1 protein-coding gene is annotated in these 709 nt (G+C 38.9%); it reads left to right on the top strand.

The genetic code is table 11. From position 1 onward, the window contains the following. Positions 1-111: 111 nt before the first annotated feature. Positions 112-709 (top strand): hypothetical protein (locus ACO0LB_RS20495; RefSeq protein ID WP_423052534.1); only part of this gene is annotated, 598 nt, incomplete at its 3' end.

Raw genomic sequence — 709 nt, 5'->3', positions numbered from 1 at the left:
TCTCACAAGAATGCTTATTCCTCAATTTCTTAGATTTAGAAAAAGTAAAGACAAAATAATACCTAATTAACGATCAATCAGATTAAAGCTTTCCCTTACCAACCTACCACTATGTCTAGGTCCACCTCAAAAACAAAGTCCTCCTCAACAGCTCTTTCTAGAGTTCTCTCAGATCCTCGATTGATGGGGCCAATTGGATATGGAGTCCAAAAAAGGGAAGACTTAGAAGACTTTGAAGATATTAGAAACAGGGGGATTAGAGTTAAAGTGAATGGAAAAACCTACTCCCGAATTTCCATGGTGATAAACGGGACCATTCATATTGATCATCCGTCAAAACACTTCACCTCAATCCAAAAGAAGATAGGCTCATTAATCGCTGCTGAAATACTCTTCACAACCAAAACATCTTTAGCTCTTCTACAATACTTATCTTCGTTTTTGATTGATTCAATCTGGAATTCCCCTAATAAACAAATTGTTGGTGCAAGAAGTGCCTTAAAACAAACCTTCCAACTCAAACTATTGTCAAAGGTTCCTTGTATCCAAACAAATCGAATTTTGTCCTTATCTAAAGGGGCTTCAAGATCCTTCATAATCCCCGGCCCCATGTCTGCCACAGGGTTTGCAGATTATGAGTTCAAGACAACCTGCTGTGAGATTCGTCTCTCAGATTTGACTGACTTGGCAGAATCCGGCTTCATCCAAC

Origin of the sequence: Undibacterium sp. SXout7W (assembly GCF_049339385.1) — a bacterium.
Lineage (GTDB): Bacteria > Pseudomonadota > Gammaproteobacteria > Burkholderiales > Burkholderiaceae_D > Undibacterium.
This window is presented reverse-complemented; position numbering and strand designations above follow the sequence as displayed.